General features: G+C 41.5%; 20 protein-coding genes and 3 other annotated features. Of the genes, 2 read left to right on the top strand and 18 right to left on the bottom strand.

The window, feature by feature from the left end; all coding sequences use genetic code 11:
• Positions 1-26 precede the first annotated feature (26 nt).
• The 4 genes from LJD61_RS10235 to LJD61_RS10220 all read right to left on the bottom strand — a co-directional run bounded on the left by LJD61_RS10235 (position 27) and on the right by LJD61_RS10220 (position 3,525).
• Positions 27-1,016, bottom strand: a complete 990-nt coding sequence (locus tag LJD61_RS10235; protein ID WP_255227439.1) for a M42 family metallopeptidase — start codon at positions 1,014-1,016, stop codon at positions 27-29.
• Positions 1,009-2,037 (bottom strand): M42 family metallopeptidase, encoded by a 1,029-nt coding sequence (locus LJD61_RS10230; protein ID WP_255227438.1) that lies wholly within the window; start codon positions 2,035-2,037, stop codon positions 1,009-1,011. Before LJD61_RS10230 ends, LJD61_RS10235 begins: the two co-directional genes overlap by 8 nt.
• Positions 2,028-3,077: a M42 family metallopeptidase gene (locus LJD61_RS10225; protein WP_255227437.1), complete on the bottom strand. Its 1,050-nt coding sequence runs from the start codon at positions 3,075-3,077 to the stop codon at positions 2,028-2,030. The genes LJD61_RS10230 and LJD61_RS10225 overlap by 10 nt, the downstream gene beginning before the upstream one ends.
• 118 nt (positions 3,078-3,195) lie before the next feature.
• A complete protein-coding gene (locus tag LJD61_RS10220; RefSeq protein ID WP_255227436.1) occupies positions 3,196-3,525 on the bottom strand; it encodes a DUF6054 family protein in 330 nt (109 codons plus the stop codon).
• A 102-nt stretch (positions 3,526-3,627) separates the two neighbouring features.
• Here LJD61_RS10220 and LJD61_RS10215 point away from each other — a divergent pair, with 102 nt between their 5' ends.
• Entirely contained in the window at positions 3,628-4,092 is a 465-nt protein-coding gene (locus LJD61_RS10215; protein ID WP_255227435.1) for a superoxide dismutase family protein, read from the top strand.
• 36 nt (positions 4,093-4,128) lie between these two features.
• Here the strand turns inward: LJD61_RS10215 and LJD61_RS10210 are convergent, their stop codons facing one another.
• The 5 genes from LJD61_RS10210 to LJD61_RS10190 are packed head-to-tail and all read right to left on the bottom strand — an operon-like array spanning position 4,129 to position 7,209.
• On the bottom strand, positions 4,129-4,533 hold the full coding sequence (locus LJD61_RS10210; protein ID WP_255227434.1) for a VOC family protein: 405 nt from the start codon (positions 4,531-4,533) through the stop codon (positions 4,129-4,131).
• 22 nt (positions 4,534-4,555) lie between these two features.
• The gene (locus LJD61_RS10205) at positions 4,556-5,365 is read right to left on the bottom strand and encodes a hypothetical protein (protein WP_255227433.1); all 810 of its coding nucleotides are present in this window, start codon (positions 5,363-5,365) and stop codon (positions 4,556-4,558) included.
• Between the two features lie 12 nt (positions 5,366-5,377).
• Positions 5,378-6,280: an EamA family transporter gene (locus tag LJD61_RS10200; RefSeq protein ID WP_255227432.1), complete on the bottom strand. Its 903-nt coding sequence runs from the start codon at positions 6,278-6,280 to the stop codon at positions 5,378-5,380.
• Between the two features lie 48 nt (positions 6,281-6,328).
• Positions 6,329-6,994, bottom strand: coding sequence for a histidine phosphatase family protein (locus tag LJD61_RS10195; protein WP_255227431.1), 666 nt, complete (start codon positions 6,992-6,994; stop codon positions 6,329-6,331).
• Between the two features lie 20 nt (positions 6,995-7,014).
• Positions 7,015-7,209 (bottom strand): DUF6440 family protein, encoded by a 195-nt coding sequence (locus tag LJD61_RS10190; protein ID WP_255227430.1) that lies wholly within the window; start codon positions 7,207-7,209, stop codon positions 7,015-7,017.
• A gap of 199 nt (positions 7,210-7,408) precedes the next feature.
• Here LJD61_RS10190 and LJD61_RS10185 point away from each other — a divergent pair, with 199 nt between their 5' ends.
• Positions 7,409-7,654: a hypothetical protein gene (locus LJD61_RS10185; protein WP_255227429.1), complete on the top strand. Its 246-nt coding sequence runs from the start codon at positions 7,409-7,411 to the stop codon at positions 7,652-7,654.
• Between the two features lie 32 nt (positions 7,655-7,686).
• Here LJD61_RS10185 and LJD61_RS10180 read toward each other — a convergent pair whose 3' ends face one another.
• The 9 genes from LJD61_RS10180 to leuC form a co-directional block, all read right to left on the bottom strand.
• On the bottom strand, positions 7,687-9,459 hold the full coding sequence (locus tag LJD61_RS10180) for an S-layer homology domain-containing protein (RefSeq protein WP_255227428.1): 1,773 nt from the start codon (positions 9,457-9,459) through the stop codon (positions 7,687-7,689).
• Between the two features lie 148 nt (positions 9,460-9,607).
• Positions 9,608-11,569, bottom strand: coding sequence for an endonuclease MutS2 (locus LJD61_RS10175; RefSeq protein ID WP_255227427.1), 1,962 nt, complete (start codon positions 11,567-11,569; stop codon positions 9,608-9,610).
• A gap of 447 nt (positions 11,570-12,016) precedes the next feature.
• A complete protein-coding gene (gene trpS / locus LJD61_RS10170; RefSeq protein ID WP_255227426.1) occupies positions 12,017-13,015 on the bottom strand; it encodes a tryptophan--tRNA ligase in 999 nt (332 codons plus the stop codon).
• 55 nt (positions 13,016-13,070) lie between these two features.
• Positions 13,071-13,319, bottom strand: a binding site (T-box leader).
• A gap of 84 nt (positions 13,320-13,403) precedes the next feature.
• Positions 13,404-13,898, bottom strand: coding sequence for an acetolactate synthase small subunit (ilvN, locus tag LJD61_RS10165; protein WP_255227583.1), 495 nt, complete (start codon positions 13,896-13,898; stop codon positions 13,404-13,406).
• Between the two features lie 12 nt (positions 13,899-13,910).
• Positions 13,911-15,521, bottom strand: a complete 1,611-nt coding sequence (gene ilvB / locus LJD61_RS10160; RefSeq protein ID WP_255227425.1) for a biosynthetic-type acetolactate synthase large subunit — start codon at positions 15,519-15,521, stop codon at positions 13,911-13,913.
• Positions 15,522-15,537: 16 nt separating this feature from the next.
• Positions 15,538-17,061 (bottom strand): 2-isopropylmalate synthase, encoded by a 1,524-nt coding sequence (locus LJD61_RS10155; protein ID WP_255227424.1) that lies wholly within the window; start codon positions 17,059-17,061, stop codon positions 15,538-15,540.
• Positions 17,062-17,112: 51 nt separating this feature from the next.
• Positions 17,113-17,308 (bottom strand) — a binding site (T-box leader).
• Between the two features lie 97 nt (positions 17,309-17,405).
• Complete coding sequence (leuB, locus tag LJD61_RS10150) at positions 17,406-18,479, bottom strand: 3-isopropylmalate dehydrogenase (RefSeq protein WP_255227423.1); 1,074 nt, start codon at positions 18,477-18,479, stop codon at positions 17,406-17,408.
• On the bottom strand, positions 18,472-18,972 hold the full coding sequence (gene leuD, locus LJD61_RS10145; RefSeq protein WP_255227422.1) for a 3-isopropylmalate dehydratase small subunit: 501 nt from the start codon (positions 18,970-18,972) through the stop codon (positions 18,472-18,474). The genes leuB and leuD overlap by 8 nt, the downstream gene beginning before the upstream one ends.
• Positions 18,969-20,231, bottom strand: a complete 1,263-nt coding sequence (gene leuC, locus LJD61_RS10140) for a 3-isopropylmalate dehydratase large subunit (RefSeq protein WP_255227421.1) — start codon at positions 20,229-20,231, stop codon at positions 18,969-18,971. Before leuC ends, leuD begins: the two co-directional genes overlap by 4 nt.
• A gap of 197 nt (positions 20,232-20,428) precedes the next feature.
• Positions 20,429-20,623 (bottom strand) — a binding site (T-box leader).
• Between the last annotated feature and the right edge of the window lie 154 nt (positions 20,624-20,777).

The following is a 20,777-nucleotide window of genomic DNA, read 5'->3' as shown; positions in this document are numbered from 1 at the left end:
TATTATTTTTGTCAATATCTTTTTTATTATTTTTCAAGCACTTTGCACAGCAATTCTATTGCGCTTTCTACATCCTTTACCGATACCATCTCCGCCGGAGAGTGCACATAGCGGCATGGCACCGATATAACTCCGGAAGGAACTCCTGAACGGGTTATATGTATGGCGCCCGAATCTGTGCCGCCGGCTTCCAATACTTCCAGCTGGTATGGTATATTGTTTTCTTTAGCTGTTTCTATCATAAGCTTTTTCACTTCAGGGTGAGCCAGTACACTGTTGTCCTTAACCTTTATAGCCGCACCGCTGCCCATTTTCATGTCCATAGGCTTGCATTTAGGAGTATCTCCTGTTGACGTTACATCTATTGCAATCCCCATATCCGGATCAATACCATAAGCGGCCGTCCTGGCACCTCTAAGGCCCACTTCTTCTTGTACGGTAAACACGAAATAGACTTCATTGGGGCAATTCTTTAAGGCTTTCAAAGCTTCAATGGCTATATAGCAGCCTATTCTATCATCAAGAGCCTTGGACATTATATAGTCATCATTCTGAACAAAAGGACCATAGAAGCAGGCTACGTCTCCGACATTCACCTTCTTCAATGCTTCTTCCTTTGAGCCTGCACCTATATCTATAAACATCTTGCTCAAGGTGAGATCCTTCATATCATCCAGCTTTTCCATACCCACAACGCCCAAAGTACCGTCAGCAAATATGACTCTTTGGTATAGTTCCGTAAAGGGTGATACCCCTCCGATGCTTGTAAAGCGGATAAAGCCGTTTTCATCTATATTGGTCACCATTATGCCTATTTCATCCATATGTCCGGCCACCATGATCTTTTTGCCCTGGCCTTTTTTGATGCCGATGAGATTGCCCAATGCATCAACCTTTATTTCATCAACATAGCCCTTTATTTCTTCTCTTATCACATCTCTTATAGCTTCTTCATTGCCTGAAGGTCCAAAGGTTTCTAATAATTTCTTTAATAAATCATTATTTATCTTACTCACGAATGTATTCCCCCTCTTTTATATCTTTCAGGAAAAGTTTTGCTGCTTTTTTGCATCCTTCAAAGTCGTCCATGCTCATAACGCAAGAGGCTGAGTGGATGTAGCGGCATGGCACAGAGATAGCGGCACAGGGCACGCCCTCTCTTGTAGTATGTATCGCCCCTGCATCATTTCCTCCTGCTGACGGCAATCTATATTGAATTTTAACCCCGTCTTTTACTGCCAGATCATATATCCTCTTGTCCAGATTCTTTGGGAATAAGGTTCTGGAGTCCATCAATGACAGTGCAGGTCCTTCTCCCAGCTTTGTTATAAAGGAAGCCTCCGGAACATTCGTAACATCCGAGCACAGGGTTCCTTCAAGGACTAATGCGATATCCGGATTTATATTATAGGCCGCCACTGTAGCGCCCCTGAGTCCTATCTCCTCTTGCACCGTAAATGCAGCCACAATGGTAACATCATACTGATGCTTCAGTATTTCGATCAAAGCTGCACAGCCTGCTCTGTCATCCAGGGCCTTTGCCTTTACAAGATTATTGCCGAATTCCACATAGTCGCTATCAAATGCCACATAGTCTCCTATTTTTACTAATTTCTCCGTATCCTCTTTTGATTTGGCGCCGATATCTATGTATAATTGCTTTGTCTTTAATGGGGTTTCTCTCTCTTCAGGTTCTTGTAAATGTATGGCCTTGGCTCCTATTACACCCGGTATTTTGTTTTTGCCCACCAAAACCGGCTTGGATACAAGGATCCTATCATCCATACCGCCGGCTTGAGCAAATTTGATAAAACCGCTGTCGTCTATGGATTTTACCATCATCCCTACTTCGTCCATGTGGGCAGCTATCATGACCTTTGGAAATCCAGGCTTACCATTCTTTGTTGCTATTATATTTCCCAGCCTGTCAATCTTTATATCGTCTACATATCCCTTGATCTCTTCTTGTATTATTTCTCTTACTTCGCCTTCTCCTCCGGGCATGCCGCAAGCTTCTGTCAATTTTTTTAATAGCATAGCATTCCCTCCAAATCCTCGCCGTTCAAGCTGACAATGAAATATGCAAGCAGCTTTCCGGCATTTTTAATATCATCGATCTGTATGGTCTCTACCGAGGTGTGCATGTATCTCAGCGGTATGGACAGGAGTCCTGTGGCAACTCCGCATCTTGTTACCTGCATTCCCCATGCATCTGTGCCCGTTGCTCCCGGATATACCTCCTGCTGCCATGGTATGTTGTATTCCTTAGCAACCTCTGTCAGCCTTTCATAGACCTTTGGATGTATATTGGCGCCAAAACCGATGGCGGGACCCTTCCCCAAATCTGATGTTTCATCCTTGGGAAGTTCGAGTGTTGAGCCGAATCCTACATCTATGGCAATCCCTATATCGGGAGATATGGCAAAGGCAGCGGGAACAGCCCCTCTGTAGCCTACCTCTTCCTGAACTGTTGCTACCGCATAGACGTCACAGTCATGATGCATCTTGCGAAGTTCCCTCAGGCATTCATACATTACGGCAACTCCAGCCCTGTCATCTAAGGCCTTTCCTGCAACCATATCATTTTGCAGATTCAGCATCCTGCGCTTTATTGTAATAGGGTCCCCTATTGCAATATATTTTTCCGCTTCTTCCTTTGAAAGTCCTACATCTATCAGCATATCTTCCATCTTTACGGATTTTTTTCTTTCACTGGCTTCAAGGATATGAGGCGGTTTGCTGCCGATTATCCCAAACAAGTCCTTTTTGCCGTGTATTGTCACTTCCTGGGTGAGCAAAGTCCTCTGGTCAACCCCGCCTACATTTGTGAATGACACAAAGCCATTTTCGTCGATCTTTTTTACCATAAGGCCTATCTCGTCCATATGAGCCGCCAGCATGATCTTCTTCGGGTTTTCAGTCCTTCCTCTTTTGATCGCTGCCAGGCTTCCCATTTTATCCAGCTTGATTTCATCGGAATAGGGTTTGAAATATTTTTCCACAACTTTACCGGCTTCAGTTTCATAACCGGTTAAGCCATGAGTTTCCACTAATTCCTTCAGCAATTCCCTAACCAAATTATCTCCCTCTTTCCTTTTATAATATCGTTCAACCCCAAAGATTTAATGTTGATATAATTTAATGTTAATATAATTTGATGATAATATCAAAAGTAAATTGTGAAATATTCAAAATTTATTCTAAAATATATTCTTTGAAGACTTTCCTTACACTCTCCACAAAATTATCCGCGGCACCCCAGTCAAAGTTGAATATGAAGCCCTGGGAGCTTCCGGCAGCTATAGCCTTTACATATGTGACGCCTTCGAAATTATCTATTATAACGGTCATTGCCGCTCTGTTTTCAGATCTGAAATAGTATTTTTCGAAGACTAAAATAGCAATCTCCTTTCCCGGTGCAGGGCGTTTCAGCTCATCATATATCAATTCTGCACTGTCTAATTCCTGCAGCATATCACATGCTGCCTTGGGAGTTATACTTATTTTGAAATTAATATCAGCCATTTTAAACCTCCTCTAGTTCATTTTTACTTTATTTACACATATGGCTTTATTCTGCATATTATGATTATATGCAGTATTAAAATGAAAGGGTGAATTATATCTATGGCAATTGCATCAGCCATTATAAAAGGAGGGCCTTTAGCACCTTCTTTATCAGGAATAGTATACTTCTCAGATGTAACCGGCGGTGTTCAAGTATGTATCTCTGTGAGAGGCCTGCCAAATTACAAGCCTGCAGCTGACAACCAACCCCCAATAGGCCCTCATGGTTTCCATATCCATCAATTCGGTAACTGCCAGGTTGGCAACCCAGAGGACCCTTTCCAAGCAGCAGGGGAACATTGGAATCCGGACAACCAGCCCCACGGCAACCATGCAGGAGATTTCCCTGTGCTATTCTCCAACAACGGCAGAGCCTTGATGTGCTTTTTCACCGATAGGTTTAAAGTAAGAGATATCATAGGAAAAGCTATTATCATCCACCAAAACCCTGATGATTATCGCACCCAGCCTGCAGGAGCGGCAGGAAAAAGATTGGCGTGCGGCGTAATAAGATCAGTGCGTTAAGTTATACGATAAATAAGGCGGCATGTGGTTACCGCCTTATTTATTCGTGCTTTTAGCAAAGGCGATCAAGTTGCCGTCCGGGTCCATCCCATAGGCGGTATAGTCGCCCCATGGCCTTGCTTTTCCCTCAACAATTCCCGTTCCGCCTGCCTTAATCAGCCTATGGTAATATTCATCCGGATCATCCACGGGAAGGTATAGTTCACATTTTGGCACAGCGGCGGACTTGCCCAGGTTTTTCACCTTGCCTTCCAATATCCTTGCAATTCCTTCATTAGGCATGATGCCCAGAAGGACATTTTTATCCAATTTAAATTCAGTCATCCCGGGGACATCCATAAGAGGCTCCATAGCTAGAACTTGCTTATAGAAATCCCTGGCCTTCTCCTGATTTTCTACATAGATTATAAGCATCATCGCTTTACTATTGTCTATAGACATATGTACACCTCCTCAAATCTCTTTACTGCCAAAGCTTATATATCACTCCATCGCAGAAAACCTTCTCCACCTTCTTCTCACCGATATATAATTGAATCGGCATACCTGCCTTAGCAAAAACAATTATCGGCAGCACAATGTTATCCTCATAGCTGCCGGACTTTATTCTTAAGATGGTTTCATGGCTATGATTTCTTCCGCCTAAATCTGCAAGGTCTCCCCCTAATATAAAGCCTTCTCCAAAGCCCATTATATCCGTTTGAAAAATCGGATAGCCTGTAATCTTTGCAAAAATAGGCTTTATTTTATCTGTTATTTCATCATTTCTCTGATCAATGAGATATGGAGAGTTATTTTTGGGTATCAGGTCATAATCTATTGTTTCATTTAATATATAATCCATCTCATCATCAATGCAAAGCTTCCCATTCTTTATTTCAATCTTCTTGATATCTAAAAGTATATATCCTTTGATCAGTTCTTCGCGAAACCCATTGATCTCCAAATAATTCTCTATGCTTTTACCTGAATAATTTTTTAAGAACAGGTATTTTATGAAATCATCATAGGATAGCTGCTGAAGCTGCTCATACTGCTCAGAAATGCGAAGCTCCTCAATTTCTTCCTTTAATCTGTCTTCATCAATTTTACCGAATATGCTTTTAACTTTTACTATACCTGCCATATATTTTTTCAGCTTGTCTTCATCAATGGCAATGTCAGCTGAATTTAAATCGGTGATAGCTACCATATAAACATTATCTGTGTCAATATATCGCTCTCTGATGATCCCTATATGCTCTTGATTCCTATCATATATATCTATAGGCATTGCAAAACCCTCCTAAGCTTCGATTTTCTCCTCTGCCTTCTCTACCACCCTGGACTTCTGAACTACCAATACTCCTGCCAGTATGAAAGCAGCGGAAACGATCATTCTGGCGGTCACCGGTTCTCCAAGGAACAGCCATCCCAGAAACATAGCAACTATTGGATTTATATAGGCATAAGTGCCTGCCTTTGAAATAGGCCACACATTTATGAGATAAATATACGAGGTATAGCCCACCAAAGAGCCCATCATTATCAGATATAACAAGGCCCAAATCCCTGAAGGCTCAGGGTTTAGTCTTGCTGCTTCCCCCGTAGCTATTCCCATGATGGTCTGCAGCAATCCGCCGGATAGCATCTGAACACCTATCTGGACAACGATGGAGCCTTTGAATGCTGTCCTCTTAGAATATACAGAGCCGGCAGCCCACGCAAAGCCTGCCAGTATCAGCAATATAATGCCTATCATATCGGTATCGAGCTCGCCGCCGCTTAAGGATAATATACCCACTCCGGCAAAGCCTATCAGCATCCCGATCCATCCGAACAAGTTTATTCGGCTGCCCCCTGGTATAAACAGTTCGATTAATGCCATAAATATCGGTATAGTGGCTATGAGCAATGCTGCGGTGCTTGAGTTGACCCTCATCTCTGCAGCCAGAACAAGGCTATTGCTCATTGCCAGCAGAAAAATACCCACCACGGAAATTTTCAGATAGTCAATTTTTTCTTTTGGAAATTCCAGTTTTTTAAAATAGCCGAATAATAAAATTGCGGTGCCGGCTGTTATAAATCTTATGCCTCCGAAGAGAAAAGGAGGAAAACTTTGAACGCCGACTCTGATTGCCAGATAGGTAGAGCCCCAGATTATGCATACCAATATATAGGCCAGTAATCCGTAATTTTTCTTCTCCAAGGTATTTCCCCCTTATTAACAATATTCTTGCTTAGATGCCGGATAAATCTATTCATCCTTCTTAATAAAATGATTATCTTTGACAAACTCATAACCCTTTAAGTCGGAAAAATGCGAGATGTCTCCATGCATTACTATTGTGCCGGTACCATTTTTTATTTCCACCATGCTTAGGCTTGTGTCATATATGAAAGGCGGATCCCATAATCTAGCAAACTCTCTGTCCTCAAAATAAGCCATTATTGTTTTCAGCGTAACCGTATGAGTCACAAACAAAATGTTCCTATCCGTATTCCCATGCTTTTTAATCACATTGTTCACCGAAATCAAAGCCCTTTTTTGCACATCATAATAGGATTCCGCATCCGATCTTTTATATAGATGGGGGCTGCATCTGAAGGCTGAATACTCTTCCGGATATTCCAGCTCTATCTCATCCGTCAGCCTTCCCTCCCAGGAGCCCAGATGAATCTCCCTCAGATTCTCATCCTGTATTATTTTATCAGCTTCCAGGCCGCTTACAATTTCTGCAGTTTTCATAGTCCTTCCTATGGGGCTTGAATAGACCTCATAAAAATCGATATCCGCCAACCTCTCTCTCAGGGCTCTTGCATTTGATATGCCTTTTTCGCTGAGCTCCGAATCATTCCAGCCTTGAAGCCTTCTTTCTATATTCCATACAGTTTGTCCATGTCTCGTCAAATATAACCTCACTGATTTTCTTCCTCCTGCTCCTAATAGTCATTTTCTACAGGCGTTATGACCGGCTTCCCATCCTTATCCAGCAAAACAGTAAGTCCTCCTGCATTGCCCTCATAAGTCATCAAATAATTTACCCCGGTTTCTCTATCCTGTACTATTCTAAAGCCTGTCATCATTCCCTGTTTATAAATAATTTTAAATCTGTCTCCTGAATCTTTATTAAACAATATACTTACCACCTTCCGTTACATGCTTGATATGCGATTAGCGCATATTATCCGATAATAATATAATAACATACCTTAACAATATTTCACTATCCAATTCAGATTATGCCGGTAAAATGCTTTCTAAAGGTCAGAAGTATGTACATGTAACAATTTGTGCACGAGTCCATATTATGTTATTGAGATAGGGGGCTGGGTTATGTTGAGTTCTTCCTGCATTAATTCAAATTCTTTTATTATAATAGCCGTATTGATAACTCTCGCCATTGCCGACAATGCAAGCGAAGATGATAATAATGTTTTGGGAAATCTTTTCACAGCTCTCGGTTCATTGTTTTTAACCAAAGCTGCTCAAATAGCGAGCAAAGAAAAACAAGACGACATAAGACAGCAAATCAGCGATATGGAACAGCAATTGCAAAGCTTAAAAAGCAAATTGAGATAAAAAAGCCGAGGAAAATCCCCGGCTTTTCTTTATTATTCTATTGTATCATCCTGATTTGCTTCTGCTTGTGCAGCCAAGGCTGCTACCAGTTCTTCAACCGTCATTGAATTTTCTTTTGTGATTGTGGGCATTTCTACCTTTACATCCCCATTTATATTGAATATATCAGTATCAAAATCAATTCCTATTGAATATACACCGGCAGTTGTCGGCTCTTCCGCTACAGTTTCACCGGCTATTTCAGCGATTGCTTTGCCAAGCTTGGCTGCATCTACCACAAAATCAGCATTGCCTTTTTCATTTATAATATAGCCCTGGCTATTTACAGTATAGTCTATTACTATACCTCTTTGGCCTATCAATGTCACATCGTCAAGAATATCCATTGCCTTGTTGAAGCTGGCTATGAAAGCATCTGTATTGTTTTCAAGCTCTGCTGCCGCTTTCTCCAATTCAGCCTTTACTTCTGGATTTGTCTCAAACTCTGCCATCATCAGCATATATTCTTTGACCAATTTTATAAAATCTTTATCCTGAGCCAAATCATTTACAGAGTTCTTTATAACTGCCTTTAGTATTGCATCATCCAATCTGATTTGGTAGATCCTCGCATAGTCTTTTCCTTCAGAAGTATTGATGACCTTGATGCCCCTGTCCTTAACGATGCCGAAATCAGTATTGGCTTCATCCATATACCTTTCTATTATCTTCATCATGCTGTCCTGAAGTTTTTTGCTTGCCTCCATGAGTTCCTTCGGATTACCCGCATTTGACTGATTTGCTCCTTGATCATCTATTACAAGATATTCTTTTCCCTGGAGCTCTTCAGGCATAAAACCGGCAAGTATTTCAGGGACCTTGACCACTTCTGTAAGCTTCTGTGTGTCGCCGGACATATCCATGTCCACCCATATTGTAGTATTTACATCGAAACCTTTTGCTTTAGCAGAAAGGCTTGTCTCTGCTGTCACTTTTGTACCGTCATCATTCATAACGGCTTTGGAAGCAGCATCTATTTTTGTGCTGTTCACAACATCAGCTATTTCATCAAATACTGTCTTTTCCTCTTCTGAAAGACCGTCAGCCTTCAGGGCAAGGTACAAGCTACCCTTGCTTTCCATGGTCTTGATTTCCTGCTGTTTTCTAATCGCGTCAAACAATGGTTTTGCATCTGCTGCAGTAAGATCCTTTGTAGCTACTCTGTCCAACGCTGTTACAACTTCTGCCCTTGTTATCTGTGCTAAAGCCTTAAATTGATTTTCCGGTGTGCCTCTCATATAGCCTTTGACTACAACAGCACCTATGTCAGCTTTGCTCCATTCCGGTATATCATTTGCATCAACATAGTTTTTCAAAATTTCCGAATCCGGATTTGGTTCAAGCTTCTCGATCCTGGAAATTATAGCCGCCACTTCTTGTCTTGTGATGCTGTCATTAGGCTTAAAGCTTCCGTCTACAAAGCCATTGATGTAGCCTGCTTTCTTTGCTTTGGAAACTTCATCATAGACCCATTGGTTTGCTTCGGCAGAAACATCGGTGAAACCCGGCTCAGTTTTTTCATCAAACTGATATATTCTGTTGACCAAAGCAACAAACTCAGATCTTGTGATATTGTTATTGGGCTTGTATGAGCCATCCAAATATCCCGTCATCAAGCCTCTGTCGATCCAATCGCCAAGCTGCTTTTCAGCCCAGTGTCCTCTGATCTCAGAGGATTCTGCGAAAACGATGCTAAAGCTTGATAATGCTAGCACAACAGAAAGGAATACACTTAATAGCTTCTTCACTTTTTGATTATTTATCATATTTCTCCTCCTGATTTTTAGTTTACATAATGTGATTTCGAAATCATTATATTATATAAACAGGGAGAAATATAGTAAAAATAATAGCTAATAAAGTCAACTTCTCACACATGGACATAAATATTCCATGGGTTTGACATTGAAGGCTTTATTCTTCTTTATTCGGAACTGTTATTTCAAGGCCTTCAACATGCTTTCTGCTTAAAATATGCCTCTTCTTTCTGTTCTCTTTAGTTTCAAATACTATATCGAAGTCGTAATCTTTAGGGTACAGCTCATCTCCTTGAATATAGAGCGAAAGACGCTTTTTATTGACTTTCAGCTTCTTTTTCATGACCATTACACCCAGTTCGCCTTTGCTGTTTTCCGATTCGCAAACAATTCCGGTCCTGCCCATGCTGCTGATATAGACACAATCACCTATTTGGAAAGTCTTCTTTGCTTTTTGTTCCTGATCTTCTTTTTTGCCGCAGATCGATTCAGTGCATTTTGCAGCCTGCTGAATGTGTGGCTTTACAAAGCTTTTAGCATTGGCGTTCTTCGCATTCGGCTCTTTATAAATATTGCTGTAATCCTTTTTCTCCTTATATGTTATTTCATGAGCCCTTTCAACGATATTTCTGCTTATCCCAAGCCGTAAAGCTATCAGCAGAGCATTGCTTTCTCCCGCTTTGCCGATATTCAATTTGTACATGGGGCTTAAGGTTTCTATGTCAAATTCCATGCAGCCATTCTCAAAGCCATCCTTTGCTGCAGCAAAGGACTTTATTTCACTATAATGTGTAGTTGCAATTATTGTTGCTCCTTTATCATATATCTCTTCAAGTATTGCAGCAGCTAATCCCATACCTTCGCTGGGATCTGTCCCTGAACCCAGTTCGTCAATTATTACCAAGGTCTTGGAATCAGCGCATTCCAAAATAGCTGAAATATTTTTCATATGTGATGAAAAGGTGCTCAAGGACTGCTCTATGCTCTGGCCATCTCCGATATCCACCAGTATATCCTCAAACACCGCAAACTCGCTTCCGCTTCCAACGGATACATGCAAGCCGGACTGAACCATCATGGTCATCAACCCGACGGTCTTTAAGGCTACTGTCTTGCCTCCGGTATTCGGCCCTGTGATCACCAAAGCTCTGTAATCATTTCCGATGAGGAAATCGATGGGCACAGCATCCTTGCCTATCAGCGGATGCCTTCCGCTATGAATGCTGATATAATTTTCAGTATTAAGCTTAACCTCTCTGCAATCCAGGGATTTACTGAACTTAGCCTTTGCAAATACAAAGTCATAATGTATCATAGCTTCTATATTTATAGACAATTCACGCTTATAGGATTCGACTATGCCGGTTAAAAAAGATAATATTTTATAAACTTCGTTTTCTTCCTCCAGTTTTAGCATGTTCAATTCCTCATGGAGCTTTTTTACTGAGGCTGGCTCAATAAATAAGGTGGAGCCGCTGGCGGAAGTGTCCAGCACGCTTCCTTCTATATTCTTGCGGTATTCCTTTTTCACAGGTATAACATATCTTCCATTTCTCATGCTCACAAAGGCTTCCTGTATATAGGCGGCATATGCTGATGAATTGAGCAAGCTGTTAAGCTTTTGCCTGATCCTGTCATCAGTAATGCCTATTTTCTTTCTTATCTTGTTCAGCTCGGGACTTGCCTTATCGCTTACCCTATCATATTCAATGGAATTTGAAATTTCTTCAGCCAAGTCTTTGAGCTCATGCATAGAAAGAGCGTAGGATGACACGTCTGGAGCAATATCCTGCATTGGGATCATAAACTTTCTGATGCGCCTGACGCTCTCCAGCAGTTCTAATATGGCTGATAGTTCTTCCGGATATAGGATACCGCCTTTGCCAAGCTTATTAATCACCTTATCAATACCCTTAAGGCTATATAGAGGTACGCTGGAGCATCTGTCCATGATCATACAGCCCTCTGTTGTTTCATGCAGCCATCCTTCTATTATATTTATATCTGTTGACGGCTTTAATTCTTTTATGACTCCTTTTGCCTGATCTGAAACAGCATATTCAGCCAGTTTTTCTTTAATCTTGTCATATTCCAGCAGTTTTATCGCAGTCTCTTTCAATTTTTATTCCTCCATCTTTCTTTTATTTCTAAATATTTTGCTCTCCGGACACTGCGCCTACTGCTTCCAAATCAAAAAAGCTGCAAGCAAACATCTGTTTACCTGCAGCTCGTATAGATCTATCTGATTAATGCAAATGCTTCCCCCGAATCGGTGAATCTGCAAAACCAATAAAATTTGAATATTAAAATGCCGTGCAATAAGAGCACGGCAGAAATTCATGCACTATACTTAATTTTTTACTGAAGCCGATGTTCTTAACTAATAGTGTCCGAAGGCAACAAGAAAACCACCTATTTGTGTAGGTGAAATGCTACTCTTCGTCCCTTATTAAATTGCTTAGTTAAGAACAACCTCTATCATAAAACAAACTCCTTTAGAATACTTATGACGATGTCATTATATTATATGACAAGCTCCCAAGTCAAACATTTTTTCATACAAAGCTTATCTGGGTATCAGCCCAAGCTTTTTTTGCATCTTTCTCAAGGTCTTATTTGCAACATAGCTTGCCTTTTCTGCTCCGCTTTTATAAATGCTCTCCATATATGGCTTATCATCCAAAAGCTGCTTTACTGTGTTTTGAAGGGGCTGAAGCTCTTCTACCAGTGCCTCCGCCACATCGGATTTAAATTTGGCGTATCCTATGCCGTCATACTCTTTCTCGATATCTTCAGGCTTCTTGCCTGCAATAGTGCTTAAAATACTGATAAGGTTTGATATACCCGGCTGAGATTCGTTATATTTAACCACACCCAAATCATCTGTGACTGCCCTGCTTATTTTCCTTCTGATGACATCCGGCGGGTCCATTATCAGTACATAGGCATTGGGGTTATCGGCGGATTTGGACATCTTTTTATCCGGCTCCTGAAGATCCATTATCCTGGCGCCTGTATCCCCAATATATGGCTCCGGTATTGTAAAGGTAGGGCTATACAAATTATTAAATCTAATAGCCAGATCCCTTGCCAATTCAATATGCTGCTTCTGGTCGCTGCCTACCGGCACCAAATCGGTATTATATAAGAGTATATCTGCCGCCATCAGCACAGGATAGGTGAATAACGCCGAACTGACGCTTTCGCCGACTTTCTGAGACTTATCCTTGAATTGGGTCATCCTGCTCAGCTCCCCCATATAGCAGAAGCAGCTCAACAGCCATGAGGCCTCGCTATGCGCAGGCACATGTGATTGTATAAACAATGTATTCTTCTTGGGATCGAGACCTGAAGCCACGTAGATTGCAATGTTTTTTAAAGTCCTGGCTCTCAATTCTGCCGAGTCCTGCCTTACGGTCAGAGCATGCAAATCAACGACACAATAGTATGACTCATATTCATCCTGCAGGGCCGCCCAATTTTTTAAAGCCCCCAAATAGTTACCTATGGTCAAATCACCGGAAGGCTGAATTCCGCTGAATATGACCTTCTTTTTCTCATCCATTTCTACACCTCCATAATTATTGTGCTCAAAAAAATTCAAAAGCCCCATAGAAAACCTATAGGGCGTATAATGCGCGGTGCCACCTAATTCAAGAGGCTCAGAACCTCTCCTCATAACAGATACTCCAGCATGAAAATACTTCATATCCTGCTTCTTTAACGGGAAGCTCACGTTATTGGCTACTTTGATTTCACCAAAATCCTCAAGGACCCATTCGGCTCAAGCATAATTGCTGCACTCCCACCATCGGCAGCTCTCTTTGAATCTGTTTTCAAGCTTACTTGCTTCCCTTCAACGGATTTTAATATTATTTTCATATATTATATGACTATTACGAAATTTTGTCAACGGCAAAACATCGTAAGCAATTGGGATAGCAATTGCAACATTACGGACTGTTTTTATTTCCTCCTCTTTCTAGTGCAGTAAGCCCGGTTCTCACCATTTCCTTTATACCATATGGCTTCATAAGCTCAATAAATGCAATAATCTTGTCATGACTCCCTGTGACCTCAACTATAATGCTCTTGTTATCCACATCAACAACATTGCCCCGAAAAATATTAACTGTTTCAGTTATAACGGATCTGTTGTTCTGATTAAGAGAAACCTTTATAAGAGCCAGTTCTCTGAAAACAGACTTCTGTTCGTCCAGTTCAATTACCTTTATCACATCTATGAGCTTATTAAGCTGCTTGTTTATCTGTTCCACCATGCTGTCATCGTCCTTCACCACTATAGTCATCCTGGAAATTGTGGGGTCTTCAGTTTCACTTACTGTGAGACTGTCAATATTAAAGCCTCTTCTTGTAAACAGGCCAGATATTTTACTTAGTACACCCGAATGATTTTCAACTAATACAGATAAAATACGACTGGATATAAAAATTCCTCCTTACAAAGTGCTCAGATTCGGATCAACTATACATTCAATAAGAAAGGATTTATCTGAAATAAGAGCCTTGTCTAATGCACTTTTAAATTCATCATTGGTCTTTACCCTTGCACCTTGCAGGCCATAGGCTTCAAAAATCTTCATAAAATCCGGATTATTTGGAAGCTCAATCCCGAAGGTATCCCAACGAGCATTTGTCTGAAGCTCCCTAACCATCCCTAATCTGCTATTATTGAACATCAAAAACAATATTTTGAGATTTTCCTGGATAAGAGTGCCTAACTCGTTAAAGCTCATTTGAAAGCTCCCATCCCCCATTACGGCTATAGCCTGCCTATTAGGCTCTCCGATTTTAGCTCCTATTGCCGCAGGTATGGCATAGCCCATGGTGCCTAATCCGCCTGAGGTAATGAATTTCCTATCACCATCAATAATAAAGTTGTGGGCAGCCCATATCTGATTTTGCCCTACATCAGCAGTGAGTATTGCATTCATATCCACTTTGCCTGATAATATGCTCATCACATCTCTTGGGTCCACTCCTATGCTATGCTTGGAACCATTGTCTCCTTCTTTCTTCCAGCTATTAATCTCCTGAATCCACTCTTGGGTATCCAGAGGCTCCATATGCTGTGTCATTTGTTTCAATATGTTCTTCGCATCTCCAACTACAGGTATCATAGAATTCAGAGTTTTGCCTATTTCAGCAGGATCAATATCTATGTGAATTATTGTTGCTCCATGAGAAAACAAGCTTTTATCCCTTATAGCCCTGTCTGCAGCTCTTGCTCCAACTAAAACGAGCACATCAGCGTTAGCTAATGCTTTATTGCAGTGGCAGCTTCCATGAGAGCCTATCAAGCCCAGATAATACAGGTTTTTGTCCTTTATGCTGCCCTTGCCCATCAAGGTATGAACTGCAGGTATTTTTCCTTTTTCTATAAATTCTTCTACTTCCTTTTGGGCTTTAGCTGAAATTACGCCTCCACCCAGACAAATCAGCGGCCTTTTGCTTCTTTTTATTGCTTCAACTGCTTTCCTTATTTGCAGCTTATGCCCGTTAATGTTGGGTTTATAGCCTCTGATATTTACCTCCTTGGGGCACTCAAAATCTATTTCCCGGTTTTGTATGTCTACAGGAATATCTATCAAGACCGGCCCAGGCCTGCCTGTACTTGCTATATGAAAGGCTTCTTTAATAATCCTTGGAATTTCTTCAGCATCCTTTATCAGATAGCTATGCTTGGTAAAGGACGCCGTGGAGCCTATAATATCTGCTTCCTGAAAAACATCCTTTCCTATAAGCCCGGATCTTACCTGGCCTGTGATGGCCACTATAGGTGTTGAATCCATATAAGCATTGGCGACTGCCGTTATCAGATTGGTAGCTCCCGGATCTGAGGTTACTATACAAGCTCCTGTTTTTCCGGCAGCTCTGGCGTAGCCGCTTGCGGAATGGCCTGCTGCTTGTTCATGCCTTGTCAGAACATGCCTGATGTTTGATTGCCGCAAGTACTCATATATAGGAAGCACAGCACCTCCCGGATAGCCGAAGACCACTTCCACTCCTTCTCTGCGCAAACACTTTATAATCGCTTCAGCAGCTATCATAGCCCTACCTCCCCAACTATCTTTCCTCATAACTTATCTTATTTATTGCGTTGATGAAAGCTTTTGCACTTGACTCTATTATGTCAGTGCTTATGCCGCTGCCGACATAAATCTTGCTGCCCTTTTCTATCTTTACCCTTACTTCTCCCAGAGCATCTTCGCCGCTTCCTATTGCTTTCAGAAAGTAATCCCTAAGATTCACATCTATATCTGCTGCTTTTTCTATCGCTTTAAATACAGCATCAACTGGCCCTGTTCCGCATGCAGCTTCTTCCGCAACATTATCGTCGGGCTTTTTCACCCTTACCGTAGCTGTACTGACCACCTTGTTGCCGCAGGATATATGCATATATTCCAGGCTGTAAGCTTCAGGTATTTGATGGATGTCCTCCGTGATAATGGCTTCAATATCTCCGTCGGATACGGTTTTTTTCTTGTCTGCAAGATCTTTAAATTTAATGAAGGCTTTATTTATTTCTTCGTGGGATAAGTCGCTGTATCCAAGCTCATTCAATCTTTCCTCAAAGGCATGCCTTCCTGAGTGCTTGCCCAGCACCATAAGATTTTTCTTAAGTCCCACTGACTCAGGCGTCATTATTTCATAGGTCAATCTGTTGTTTAGGACTCCATGCTGATGTATTCCTGATTCATGAGCAAAGGCATTAGCACCTACTACAGCCTTATTAGGCTGAATATGGATACCTGTAGTCCTGCTCACAAGGCCGCTTGTTCGGGATATCTGCTCAGTGATGATGTTTGTTTCAAAATCATAATAGTTTTTTCTTGTCTTCAATGCCATGACAAGCTCCTCCAAGGATGCATTTCCTGCTCTTTCTCCAAGACCATTTATGGCACATTCGATCTGAAGCGCGCCATTTTCAATGCCTGCTAGAGAATTTGCAACAGCAAGGCCCAGATCATTATGACAATGAAGGCTTATAACTGCCTTATCAATATTAGGAACATTTCTTTTTATCCCTGCGATAAAGGCTCCATACTCACCGGGAGTTGAGTAGCCAACTGTATCAGGTATATTTACCACATCCGCGCCTGCGGCTATTACTCCTTCCAAAACCTCATATAAAAATTCTGGCCTTGTCCTGGTTCCATCTTCAGGTGAAAACTCAATCTCCACCTTGGGACTCAAAGATTTCGCATAGGCTACTGCCTCGATGGCTCTTTTCTTGACCTCCTGGGGAGCCATTTTCAATTTAAATTCCATATGAATATCAGAAGTGGCCAAAAAGGTGTGTATTCTTGGCTTTTCTGCAAATTTGATTGCTTCCCATGCTCTATCGATATCTTGCTTTGATGCTCTGGCTAGAGCCGTAATGACAGGCTTGCGTATGCTTTGAGCTATAGCTTTTACAGCTTCGAAATCTCCATTGCTGGCTATTGGGAATCCAGCCTCTATACAATCCACTCCCAGCCTTTCCAACTGTCTTGCAATTTCCAGCTTCTCCTGTATATTTAAACTTACCCCGGGAGTTTGCTCCCCATCTCTCAAAGTAGTGTCAAATATATAAATTCTTTTTGACATTATGTTTGCCTCCTTAAAGTTGATTCAGTATATAAAAAAGCAGACCTCACCCAATGGGGCGAAAGGTCTGCCGCGGTACCACCCAAATTTATTCTCAGTTCATTAACGGTTTATAACCGGCACAGCTTACTGAAGTTCAGCCTGCAACTCCAAGACGAGTTCGACATCTTATATTTATGAGGTTTCACCATACCCTCACTCTCTTTGAAATATTAAGAGGTCTACTATTTCTCTTCATAGTATTAAATATTAAGTTTATTGTCCTAGTTGATTCTATTTGTTAAAGTTACATGGTTTAAGCAATATATATCACACAGAAATCAGAGTTACGAACCTAAGGGTAATTAACATATATTCTCAGCTATTAAGTCTCCCATTCTTTCCGTTCCGACCAGATCCATTCCTTCCTGCATTATATCTGCTGTCCTGTATCCTTTATCCAAGACCTTTGATACGGCCCTTTCGATATCTGAAGCTGCAGCTTCCATATCAAGGCTGTAGCGAAGCATCATTGCGATGCTCATTATAGTTGCTATGGGATTAGCTTTATCCTGCCCTGCTATGTCGGGAGCAGAGCCATGAATAGGCTCGTACAGGCCTATTTTCCCTTCTCCCATGCTTGCTGACGGAAGCATTCCGAGAGAGCCTGTCAGCATTGAAGCTTCGTCGCTCAGTATATCTCCAAACATATTCTCCGTAACAATGACATCAAATTGCTTGGGGTTTCGGATAAGCTGCATAGCCGCATTATCGACATACATATAGTTTGTCTCCACATCCGGGTATTCGCCTGAAATCCCCATTACAACCTCTCTCCATAGCCTGGAGCTCTCAAGAACATTGGCTTTATCCACCATTGTAAGCTTTTTGCTTCTCTTTCTGGCTGTTTCGTAAGCTCTTCTGGTTATCCTCTCTATCTCGTGAGTAGAATAGGCCATCACATCCCAGGCTTTTTGGCCGCCTTCAATGTCCACTCTCTTTTTTTCACCGAAATATATGCCTCCAATAAGCTCTCTTATTATCATTACATCGATTCCGTCTTCTAAGACGCCTTCTCTCAGAAATGAGGCAGATTTTAGCTGGGGAAAGAGAATCGCGGGCCTTAGATTTGCGAATACTCCCAATGCTTTTCTGATTCCCAGGAGGCCTGCCTCAGGTCTCAGATGTCCAGGGAGATTGTCCCATTTCCATCCTCCTACAGCTCCTAGCAATACAGCATCGCTTTCCTTGCATGCATTGATAGTTTCCTGTGGAAGAGGATGTCCTGTTTTTTCTATTGCAATGCCGCCCATAAGCAATTCTTTATATTCAAATACACAATTATATTTAGCAGAAACAGCGTCCAGAATTTTTATGCCTTGCTTCACTATCTCAGGGCCTACGCCATCACCGGGCATCAATGCAATTTTCTTATTCATTGCCTTTTTGCTCCTTCTTAATATAGTCTATCAGCCCTCCAGCATCGATAATATACTGCATAAAGCTGGGAAAAGGAGCTGCTTCATACTCTTTATTCTTAGTGATGTTTTTTATGGCTCCGGTTTTTATGTTCACAGAGATCTCATCTCCTGCTTCTATCTCTTTTGCTGCATCAGGGCACTCCATTATTGGCAGCCCTATATTTATAGCATTCCTAAAAAATATCCTTGCAAAGGTTTCTGCAATGACCAGGCTCACGCCTGAGGCTTTGATTGCTATTGGAGCATGCTCCCTTGATGAGCCGCAGCCGAAGTTTTTACCGGCTACAATGAAATCTCCCTGCTTCACCTTATTTACAAAATTCTTGTCCAGATCTTCCATGCAATGCTCTGCAAGCTCTTTGACATCACTGCTGTTCAAATATCTTGCAGGTATGATAACATCTGTGTCAATATTATCTCCATACTTGAATGCTCTTCCTGTCATCATCATACTACCTCCTCCGGTGATGATATTCTGCCTGTTATTGCAGATGCTGCTGCTACTGCAGGGCTTGAAAGATAGACCTCACTCTCCGGGTGCCCCATCCTGCCTACAAAGTTTCTGTTTGTTGTGGACAATGCTCTTTCTCCCTTTGCCAGTATACCCATATGGCCTCCCAGGCATGGTCCGCAGGTTGGCGTGCTAACTGCGCCTCCTGCTTCTACGAATATCTCCAGTAATCCTTCCCTTAATGCCTGAAGGTATATCTTTTGAGTAGCAGGGAAAACAATAAGCCTTACCCTTTCATGTACCTTCTTTTCTTTAAGCACCTCCGCCGCTATTCTCATATCTTCTATCCTGCCATTGGTGCAAGAGCCGATAACTACCTGATCAATCGCTACATCGCCTACTTCATCTATGGTTCTTATGTTATCCGGCAAATGAGGAAAAGCCACAACAGGTTTTAATGTTGAGAGATCTATTTGGATAACCCTTCTATATTCCGCATCCTCATCAGCTTTAAATATACGGTATTCTTTACTTGAATGCTCTTTCATATAATCTATGGTCTTCTCATCGGCCTCAAATATCCCATTTTTACCCCCTGCCTCTATGGCCATATTGGCAATGGTAAATCTATCATCTATGGATAAATGCTTCACACCATCTCCCGTGAACTCCATGGATTGATACAAGGCACCATCCACTCCTATCATGCCTATGATGTGAAGTATAATGTCCTTTCCGCTCACCCACTTGGACGGTTTGCCTATAAACACAAATTTTATTGCATCCGGCACCTTAAACCATGCCTCTCCCGTTGCCATCCCCGCTGCCATATCCGTACTCCCTATGCCTGTTGAAAAAGCTCCAAGTGCACCATAGGTACAGGTGTGGGAATCCGCCCCTATAACTACATCTCCTGCTACAACCAAGCCTTTTTCAGGGATAAGGGCATGCTCTATGCCCATCTGCCCGATTTCAAAGAAATTCTCTATTCCCATTTCCCTTGAAAACTCTCTAATAAATTTGACCTGCTCTGCAGATTTTATATCCTTGTTAGGGGTAAAATGGTCGGGCACTATAGCAATTTTTTTCTTATCAAATACTTTGGAGACTCCTATGTTCTTAAACTCTTTTATAGCCACCGGAGCAGTAATGTCATTTCCTAAAACCAAATCAAGCTTTACCTTTATCAAATCGCCTGCCTTTACAGATTCAAGGCCTGCGTGATCCGCTAAAATCTTTTGTGTCATCGTCATTCCCATATTATTTCCCTACTCTCCTTTACCGTTAATATTTAACTTGCTGCACCATCTATTGTTCAGCTTATCCTCCATCATAATCATGCCTTTCACTTTTGAGATATAATTCGGTATTGGCATGGTTGGATGATTGCAGCCAGTAATAATTTTTACTTAACAGTCAATACGTTTTAAATTTGGGTATAAAAAAACAGACCTCTGCCTGGGGCGAGAAATCTGTCGCGGTTCCACCCAATTTTTACTCATTGCAATAACGGCTAATGCCGGCCCAGCTTACTCCAGTTCAGCCTGCAGCTCCAGGGTGAGTTTCAACATTAGGCCTTTATGGGCTTTCACCTTATCCCACTCTCTAATAAATGCTTTTCATGTCTACTTTTCCCTATCCTAGCTTTTATGTGTATATATATTCAATTACATTCTCTAGAGAAAGATTAATTCTCTACATGTTACTATCTCATTAGTATTTTGTCAATACATATTTATAAATTTTTTAATTATTTATAAATCTAGTCAATTGACATTGTAAACGCAACCTTTTTCTGGCCTTGT

The sequence above is a fragment of the Lutispora saccharofermentans genome, assembly GCF_024363565.1.
Taxonomy (GTDB): domain Bacteria; phylum Bacillota; class Clostridia; order Lutisporales; family Lutisporaceae; genus Lutispora; species Lutispora saccharofermentans.
This window is presented reverse-complemented; position numbering and strand designations above follow the sequence as displayed.